Origin of the sequence: Spirillospora sp. NPDC049652 (assembly GCF_040675125.1) — a bacterium.
In the GTDB taxonomy this organism is placed as follows: Bacteria; Actinomycetota; Actinomycetes; order Streptosporangiales; family Streptosporangiaceae; genus Spirillospora.
Window position 1 is genome coordinate 1 of the sequence record NZ_JBFAOF010000249.1, and the last position, 8522, is coordinate 8522.

The 8522-nt window shown below is 70.1% G+C and carries 6 protein-coding genes; 2 read left to right on the plus strand and 4 right to left on the minus strand.

Going from position 1 to position 8522, the window contains the following annotated elements:
* Positions 1–1311, plus strand: a 1311-nt coding sequence (locus AB0J52_RS17875; RefSeq protein ID WP_500182699.1) for a PucR family transcriptional regulator, incomplete at its 5' end; no start/stop codon positions are given.
* Positions 1312–1366: 55 nt separating this feature from the next.
* Here AB0J52_RS17875 and AB0J52_RS17880 read toward each other — a convergent pair.
* From AB0J52_RS17880 to AB0J52_RS17890, 3 genes are all read right to left on the minus strand, one after another.
* Positions 1367–1891: a carboxymuconolactone decarboxylase family protein gene (locus tag AB0J52_RS17880; protein ID WP_500182700.1), complete on the minus strand. Its 525-nt coding sequence runs from the start codon at positions 1889–1891 to the stop codon at positions 1367–1369.
* A 353-nt stretch (positions 1892–2244) separates the two neighbouring features.
* Positions 2245–6306 (minus strand): nSTAND1 domain-containing NTPase, encoded by a 4062-nt coding sequence (locus AB0J52_RS17885; protein ID WP_500182701.1) that lies wholly within the window; start codon positions 6304–6306, stop codon positions 2245–2247.
* A gap of 566 nt (positions 6307–6872) precedes the next feature.
* On the minus strand, positions 6873–7298 hold the full coding sequence (locus AB0J52_RS17890) for a hypothetical protein (RefSeq protein WP_500182702.1): 426 nt from the start codon (positions 7296–7298) through the stop codon (positions 6873–6875).
* 246 nt (positions 7299–7544) lie between these two features.
* Here AB0J52_RS17890 and AB0J52_RS17895 point away from each other — a divergent pair, with 246 nt between their 5' ends.
* Positions 7545–8204 carry a DsbA family oxidoreductase gene (locus AB0J52_RS17895; protein WP_500182703.1) on the plus strand — a complete coding sequence of 220 codons (660 nt, stop codon included), beginning with the start codon at positions 7545–7547 and terminating at the stop codon, positions 8202–8204.
* Between the two features lie 100 nt (positions 8205–8304).
* Here the strand turns inward: AB0J52_RS17895 and AB0J52_RS17900 are convergent.
* A partial coding sequence (locus AB0J52_RS17900) for a M28 family peptidase (RefSeq protein WP_500182704.1) occupies positions 8305–8522 on the minus strand: 218 nt, incomplete at its 5' end.

Genomic DNA, 8522 nt, shown 5'->3' on the forward strand with positions numbered 1-8522 from the left:
GCCGCCGCCGGACGCACCGGCGTCGCCGTCCTCGGCCTCACCCCCGGCGCGTCCTGGGCCCAGGTCGCCGCCCTGCTGAGGTCGCTGCTCGCCGTGGACGAGATCAGCGTGGACGATCCGGCCGCGCCCGACGGGCCGCCCGCCACCGACCTGTTCGCCCTGGCCAACGCCATCGCCGCCCTCCTCGACGGCCCCGCCACCGTCGAGGACCGCAGCGGCCGCGTCCTCGCCTTCTCCAGCCGCCAGGACGAGGGCGACCCGGCCCGCATCGCCACGATCCTCGACCGCCAGGTACCCGCCGACAAGCTCCGCGCCCTGGAAGAACGCGGAGCGTTCCACACCCTCTACCGCAGCGACCGCCCCGTCTACGTCGAAGGCGTCGCCGAGAAACCCCGCGTCGCCATCGCCGTCCGCGCCGGAGGCGAGATCCTCGGCTCGATCTGGGTCGTCGTCGACCGGCCGCTCACCCCCGACCGCGAACGCTCCCTCACCGAGGCGGCCCGCGTCGTCGCCCTGCACCTGCTGCGCCGCCGCGCGGGCCGGGACGTCGAACGCCGCCTGCGCGCCGACCTGCTCGCCACCGTCCTGGAGGGCGGCGCGAACGCGTCCGAGGCCGCCGCGCGCCTCGGCCTGACCGCGCAACCCGCCTGCGTCCTCGCCCTCGCGATCACCGGGGAGTCGCCGGCGCCGGACCGGCTCGCCGCCGGCGAACGCGTCGCCGACGCCCTCGCCCTGCACCTGGCCGCCATCCATCCGCGCACGGCCACCGCCTCGCTCGGCGGCGTCACCTACGCGATCCTGCCCACCGCGTCCGACGAACCCGCCCTCCGCGTCGCCGACGCCTTCCTCGCCCGCGTCGGCACCCGCGTCCCGGCCGTCATCGGCATCGGCCGGGTCGCCGTCCGCCCGGCGCAGCTACCCCGTTCCCGCCACGACGCCGACCGGGCCCTGCGCGTCCTGTGCCAGGGACGCACCCGGGCCCGCGCCGCCCGCCTCACCGACGTCCACGTCGCCTCCCTCCTGGCGGACCTCGCCGACCGCATGGCCGACGAGGACGACATCCCGGACGGGCCGGTCGTCCGCCTGCGCGCCTACGACGCCGAACACCAGACCGCCCTGACCGAGACCCTCGCCGCCTGGCTCGACACCTTCGGGGACGTCCCCACCGCCGCGGCGGCCGTCCACGTCCACCCCAACACCTTCCGCTACCGCCTCAAGCGCCTCACCGAGGTCTCCGGCCTGGACCTCACCGACCCCGACGCGAGGTTTGAGGCCATGCTCCAACTCCGCCTGATGCCCCCACCCCCGTGACCCACCTGCCTCAGTCCGTCCAGCGGGCCGAGCCCTCCCATGACCACCCGCAGCCCTACGGCGCGATCTCGGGCTGAATACCTGCCACCAGGTTGAACGACCCGGTCAGCATGTTGAGGGTGACGAGCCCGACGATCTCGGCGATCACCCGGTCACTCCATCCGTGCTCCCGAAGTGCCGCCACGTCGTCGGGCTTGAGGGACGACGGCTCACTCAGAACCCGCAGCGCGAACCCCATGAGAGCCGCCTCCCGGACATCGGTCGACGTGCCCTGGCGCGCCAAGGCGATATCGGTGTCGGTCAGCCCCACCGACCGGGCGGCCTCGATGTGGGCCTCCATGCAGGTCCCGCAGCCGATCCACTCCTGGAGCGCCAGGGAGACCTTCTCGCTCAACGGACGCGCGATCTTGACCCGCTTCATCGCCCGGGAGAGGTCCAGGTACCCCTGCAGCAGAGCCGGCGAATGAGCCATCGTGCTCACCATGTCGCCGGCGGAGCCGTGCCGCTCGACGATGTCACCGAGCAGCTCCTTCGACTTGCCCGGCGCCTCGTCGGGCGTGAGCGGCAGCAGATTACGCATGTCCATCTCCCATCAAAACAGACCGCCGTACGTACCCCCGGCGATCCAGCAGCGAACGACAGCCCTCATCTCCAAAGGCGACCGCCGCTACCCCCAGGGGGTATGCAATCGACACTAACACCTCTACGGAGGCCGATGTTCCCGCGGACGCGACGAGGCGCGCTGCTCGCATTCCGCGCCTCGGAGGAGCCGCACGGCACATCCAGCCGGTTCTCACCTTGGAGCTCGGCCGGAGCGACGTCGGTTCCGCTCTTGTCTTCGCAGAAGAAACTGAGACGGGATGGCTCGGGCGCCGGCGCGTCACCGTGCGTTACTTCAGATTCCGTCGCTCCGGATCGTCCGCACGTTCCTCGTCAGAGGCAGACTTTCCGGTATCTGGGGCCGCGTGGCACGTACAGAGCCCACTCCTCACGAGTCAACGAGCGCCTCGCAATCTTGCAGGCCTCGACTACAAGGTCAGTGGGCATGGCGACATCCCACAGTCGCACGGTGTTGTCGGCGCTGCCGGTGGCGAGGAAACGGCTGTCGGGGCTGAACGCCATCCCTTTGACGTATTCGGTGTGGCCGGTGAGGGGCGCGCCGATCTGTTTGTGGGTGGTCACGTCCCAGAGCCGGACGGTGTTGTCGTAGCCGCCGGTGGCGATGGTCCGACCGTCGGGGCTGAACGCCACCGAGAGGACGATGCCGGTGTGGCCGGTGAGGGGGGCGCCGATCTGTTCGCGGGTGGCCGTATCCCACAGCCGCACCGTGTCGCCGTTGCTGGCGGCGAGGGTCCTGCCATCCGGACTGAATCCCACCGCATAGATGGAGTTGGTGGGGTTGGCGAGGGGCGCGCCGATCTGTTTGTGGGTGGTCACGTCCCAGAGCCGGACGGTGTTGTCGTAGCCGCCGGTGGCAAGGATCCGGCCGTCAGGACTGAACGCCAGCGAGAGGACGGCGCCGATGGCGAACGCGCCGATCTGGCGGTGATGGGTCACGTCCCAGAGCCGCACTGCCCCAATGACGCCGAGGGGGGCCAAGCCGAGGGTGGCGGTGGCCAGAGTCCGGCCGTCGGGGGTGAACGCAACCTCAGGAGGGAGGTCAGTGGGGAACGCGCTGATCTGTTGGCGAGTGACCATGTCCCATAGCCGCACTTTGTCGCTGCTCCCAGTGGCGAAGGTTCGGCCGTCGGGGTTGAATGCCACGGACAGGGGGGAGCTGGTAGAGAGTGTGCCGACTTGGCGGTGAGTGGCCACATCCCACAGTCTTTCCCCATCACTGCCGCTGACGCCGCGGGTGGCGAGGGTACGGCCATCAGGGCTGAATGCCACTGGACCGAGAGAGTCCCGAATCGGTGCGCCGATCTGTCGGTGGGGAGCTACTTCCCACAAGCGCACCTGGTTGTCGTGGCTTCTGGTCGCGAGAGTTCGGCCGTCGGGGCTGAACGCCATGGACCGGATGAATCCAACGGGGCCGGTGAGGGGTGCGCCGATCTGTTGGTGGTTGGCCACTTCCCAGAACCGCACGGTGTCGTCGTAGCCGCCGGTGGCGAGAGTCCGGCCATCGGGACTGAACGCCACCGCCGTGACACCGTTGGGATGGCCAATGAAGGGCTTGCGGATCTGGCGGTGGGTCGCCACGTCCCACAGCCGCCCGGTCGCGTCGGTGCTCCCGGTGGCGAGCGTTCTGCCATCGGGGCTGAACGCCACCGCGCGGGCGGAACCAGTGAGGGGCGCGCCGGTTTGCTGGTGGGTGGCGACGTTCCACAGGCGCACCCTGTCACTGCCGCCGGTGGCGAGGGTCCGGCCGTCGGGGCTGAACACCACTGAGTTGACGCCGTTGGTGTGGCCGGTGAGAGGTGCGCCGATCTGGCGGCGGGTGGCCACGTCCCACAACCGCACGGTCTTGTCGTCGCTGCCGGTGGCGAGGATACGGCCGTCGGGGCTGAACACCACTGAGTTGACGCCGTCGGTGTGGCCGGTGAGAGGTGCGCCGATCTGGCGGTGAGTGGCCACGTCCCACAACCGCACCGTGCGGTCATAGCCGCCGGCGGCGAGGGTGCGGCCGTCGGGACTCAGCGCTACTGCGCCGGCCGCCTGCGCGAGGCCGGTAAAGGGTGCGCCGATCTGTTGTCGGGTGGCCGGGTTCCACAGGCGCACGGTCCTGTCCGAATCCCCGGTGACGAGGGTTTGGCCATCGGAGCTGAATGCCATCGCGCGGGCGGGGCGGGGGAGGACGAAGTTGTGGCGTTGGCCGAGGACATCGAGAAGGTTGGCACGGGTTTCGGGGCCCTGCCGAATCCGCCAGGCTGTGACGGCCAGCAGGGACGCCAGAGCAGGGTCGGTGGTGAGGAGAAGTTGGCTTTGCGCGATGAGCTGGCGGGCGATCGCGGCGTCGCGCTGGTGGTCGGCGCTGTGCTGGGCTCGGAAGGCGAGTAAGGCCGTGGCGAGGGTTACGGCCAGCAGCACCGAAAGGCCGGATACGGCGGCTCGCCATATCCGGGTGCCGCGGGTCTGTGCGGCTCGGCTCGCCTCCAGGAACGCCCTGGGAGTGCTGGTCAGGTGAGGGAAGCGGCCGAGACTGTCGTCCCAGTGCGCGCGGGCGCCTTCAACCGCGGCCAAGCGTTGACCTCGGTACAGGTAGGACGTGGGCCGCCCCTTGCGGTCCCATTCGTCGGCGTCTTGCAGGAGTTGGGCGCGCAGGGCGTGGCTGTCCAGATCGGGTTGCAGCCAGCCGCGCAACCGCGGCCACGCTTCCAGCAGGACATCATGGCTGATCTGGATCGCGTTGTCGTCGATGGTGACGAGTCGACTGCCGGCCAAGGTCTCCAGAACCTGGTCAAGAGCGGCGGGGGCGGCGCTGCCTGCGGCGCGGCGTGCCTCGGTGAGACTGGCCGTGCGGCGAGCCAACCGACCCGCCGGTGTGACGATGATGAGGTGCGTCAGGAGGCGGCGGGCGAGGGCGCGGGCAGGGGCGGGCAGGCTGGTGTAGGCCGCGTCGGCGCTGGTGGCGACCGCGTTGATGATGCCGCCGGTCTTGGAGTAGCCGCGCAGCGTCAGCCGGTCGCCGTCCTTGTGTTCCCATACCGTCCGCATGGTCTGTGACACCAGCGGCAACGAGCCCGGGCCGGCGGTGCCCGCTGATGCGGCGAGGTCGGCCATGATGGTGTCGATCAGGCCCGCTTCCAGCTCCAGGCCGGCGGCCGCGGCCGGCCCGGTGACCGTCAGCCGGAGCTCCGACTCGGTCATCGGGCCGAGGACGAACTGCCCGTCCTGCAGCGCTTCGGCCAGGACCGCATGGGCGGCGCAGTGGTCGAGAAAATCGCCCCGTACCGCGATCACCACCAGTGCCGCCGGGGTTCCGTAGGGCCCGCAAGGCAGTGTCGCGGCCGCGTGCAACGCGCTGATGAACGCCGCCGCCTCTCCCGTGTCGCCCCCGTCATCACCGGTCTGCTCGCCGCGGTCGACGGGAGCGGTGAACAATTCCTCGAACTGGTCGACGACCAGCACCAGCCGGCACTCACCTGCGGCAGCGGCGGGCAGGCCCCGTCGCTGCGCGTCGCGCTCAACGGCCTGGCGAACCATCAGATGCGCTCGGTCGGGCTCAGCGAGCAAGCCGGCGTGGACGGTGGGCGCGTCCAACCCGGCCATCGGAGCCAACACCGACGCCAAACGCTCCAACGGTCTTCCCGTCGGTGCACCGATGAGGTGCCGCGGCCACTCAGAGGCCGATTCATGCAGCTCACCACGCCCGATCGCTGGGAGCAGGCCCGCACTCAGCAGCGACGACTTCCCGGCCCCCGACGCGCCCGTCACCACCACCAAGCCTGGTGCCGTCAGCCGCTGCGACAAAGCGGTCAGCAGCTTGGCCGTGACCCGCTCCCGCCCGTAGAACACCTCACGGTCGTCCTCCCCGAAGGGGGCCAGTCCCCGATAGGGGCAGCCGTTCCAGGTCCGTCCTGGGGCCGCGTCCAGCGTCTCCGCGTCAGCCGGCGCGTTGATCCGCGACACTTGTTTTGACAGCATCCTGATCTGCGTGGCCTGCCGGTACAGCAGATCGAGCGTCAGCCGCATCTGCCCGTTCTGCTCGTCCAGCCCAGCGCGCAGCTGCACCAGTTGCGCCTGCACGGCCGCCAGCACGAAGCCGAACTCGGTGAACTCTCGGCCCACCTCGACCAGTCCGAACGTCAATCGTTCCAGCAGGACTTCATTCCTGCTGCGGATCGCCGCCTCCACCGCGGCTCCGACCGCGCCGACCTCCTCGAGCACCACGGCGATCTCACTGCGCAGCCCCTCCGCCTCATGCCCCCCGGCCTCCAGGATTCGCTCAATCCCGCGCGCGAGCTCCTCCTCGACCTCTTCCCGAGAGAACTCCTCGTCCGGTTCGTGTTGTTCACGCAGGCGGGCAACTCCGGCCTTCAGAACATCGGTCAGCACGTTGCCGCCGACCGAAGCGGCCGCGCCGGTCCCAGCCGCCAGCAACGCTGCGGCACTCGCACCCGATACCACCAGCGGCGCGAACGCACCACCACACAGCAACCCCAGCAGAACCGGCGGAGACCACCGCCGAGACTGTTGCTTGGCGGCTCCGGCCGCATCCGCTAACCGAGCCACCCGGGCGTGTACACCGGCCCGCATCAACTCCAGCCGATGTCCCCGCGGCTCCCTCTCCATCGTCCGATGCCACCCCGTCCCACTGGCCAAGACAACCCCGACCGAACCCCTGCAACGCAGATGTGACGCATCGACGTGCAACACAGATCCGTGGAGCGTTGCGACCGCGGCGCGGCGACGCTCGGAAGGACGTTGCGCGATGTAATCGCCGTCGGCAAGAGGCCAGTGCCAACCCGCCGCACTGGGAGACTTCGAGCCTCCGGCGGGGAGGGGAACGGCCTCGGCGGGGGTGGTGGCGCCGAGGCCGTTCGGTGAGGGTGCTGGACGTGTGCGGTGGAAGGGCGTTCCCCTGCCGTCCTCCGGCCCGCGGTCAGCGTCCGATCAGGCTGTTACTTCACGTGGACCAGGACGGAGTTCGTCTTGTGGGCGGGACCCCACTTGTGGTGGTGCTTGGACTGGTAGGTCCCACGGAAGGTGTACGAGCCCTTGGGCTGCGCGCCGAAGCGGTAGTCAAGCGTGTAGATCTCCGCCTTGGCCTTGCGGTCCCAGTGGCTCCGGGTGGTGCACTCGACGGTCTTGTACGCGCCTGCCTTGCCGGCCGAGCGCTGGAGGCAGAACCGCAGGCCGGTGAGGTGCTCGCCGGCGGAGTCGGAGGCCGCCTCCAACCGGAACCCGACCCCGCCGTGGCGGTGGACGGTCGTGTGGTCGGCCTTCAGGGTGAAGCTGGACTTCGCGGAGGCCGTCCCCGCCATGGTCAGCGTGACCGCCCCGGCGGTCGCGAGCACGCCCGTGGCGAGCATGAGCTTGTGACGCATCAACAACTCCTGTCTTCCAGGTGGACGAGACGTTAGATGCGTCGTTTAAGCGAATGGTTAAGCATTGGGCCATGTGGCGTGCGTCACTCGATGGTGTCGAAGGGGCTGCCTCGCGCCTGGCATGCGCATATTGACCTCAAGTGTGGTTGAGATTGCACGATGGCGTCTTGGCGGGCGGCTTTTGCCGTCCGTGCCGTCGGGTGGGCGAATGCGCTTCCACCGCCGCGACCACGGGACAGGACGTTCATGAAGATCGAGGTATATGCCGATGTGCTCTGCCCCTGGTGCTACATCGGCAAGCGGCGTCTGACGGCCGCGCTCGCAGGGCTGCCTGGGCGCGGACGCGTCGAGACGGTTTGGCGCAGCTTCGAGCTCGCTCCGGAGGCGAGCCGGATCCCCGGAGAGACCGCCGCTGAGGCCATGGTGGGCTGGTGGGGTGAGAAGGCTCCCGCGCGCATCGCCCGGATCCAGTCGCTGGGTGCGGCGGAGGGGCTGGAGCTGAACCTGCACCTGACTCGCCCGGCGAACACCTTCGACGCGCATCGGCTGGTCAAGCTCGCCGCCGATCGCGGTAAGGCCGACCAGATGATGGAACTGCTGCTGCACGCGTACCACACCGAGGGCCTCAACGTGGCTGACGTGGACGTCCTGCGACGCCTCGGCGGCGAGGCCGGACTGGACGGCGAGGAGGTGAGCGCGGTACTGGCCGGGGACGACTATGCCGCGCAGGTCCGCGCGGACCGGCTTCGCGCGGCCGAGGTCGGGATCACCGGCGTCCCCAATGTGGTGATCGACGGACGCCCGCCCGTCTCCGAGATCCAGCCTGTTGCCGACCTTCGCCGCCTGATCGAGTCGGGCCTGGCGGACTCAGCCGACCTTGTGGACGTGCCCGGCCAAGCCGACTGACGAGGTGTGCTGACTCAGGAGCGTTGGCCAAGGGCCGCGGCGAGACGGGACTGGACCGTTTCGCCGCGGCGCTCGCGCAAGCGGTAGGAACTCGCGGTGGTCAGCGGGCCTGGCCGGGGTCGGGGGTGGTCGCCGCCCAGCCGATCGCGTAGGCGAAGGCGCGGCTGTGGCGGTCGAGCGCGACCGGGTTGATGTTGGCCGTGGTGTCGCAGGGCTGGTGGTAGCAGGGGTCGTAGGCCTGGCCGGCGACGCCGCCGAACTGGGCGGCCTCCTCGGCGGTCTTCGGCCCGACGCTGCCGCCGAACAGGCCGCCGACCG

Coding starts and splice junctions, on each gene's coding strand:
- AB0J52_RS17895 (WP_500182703.1), top strand. CDS start 7,545: ATGAAGATCGAGGTATATGCCGATGTGCTCTGCCCCTGGTGCTACATC.
- AB0J52_RS17890 (WP_500182702.1), bottom strand. CDS start 7,298: ATGCGTCACAAGCTCATGCTCGCCACGGGCGTGCTCGCGACCGCCGGG.
- AB0J52_RS17880 (WP_500182700.1), bottom strand. CDS start 1,891: ATGCGTAATCTGCTGCCGCTCACGCCCGACGAGGCGCCGGGCAAGTCG.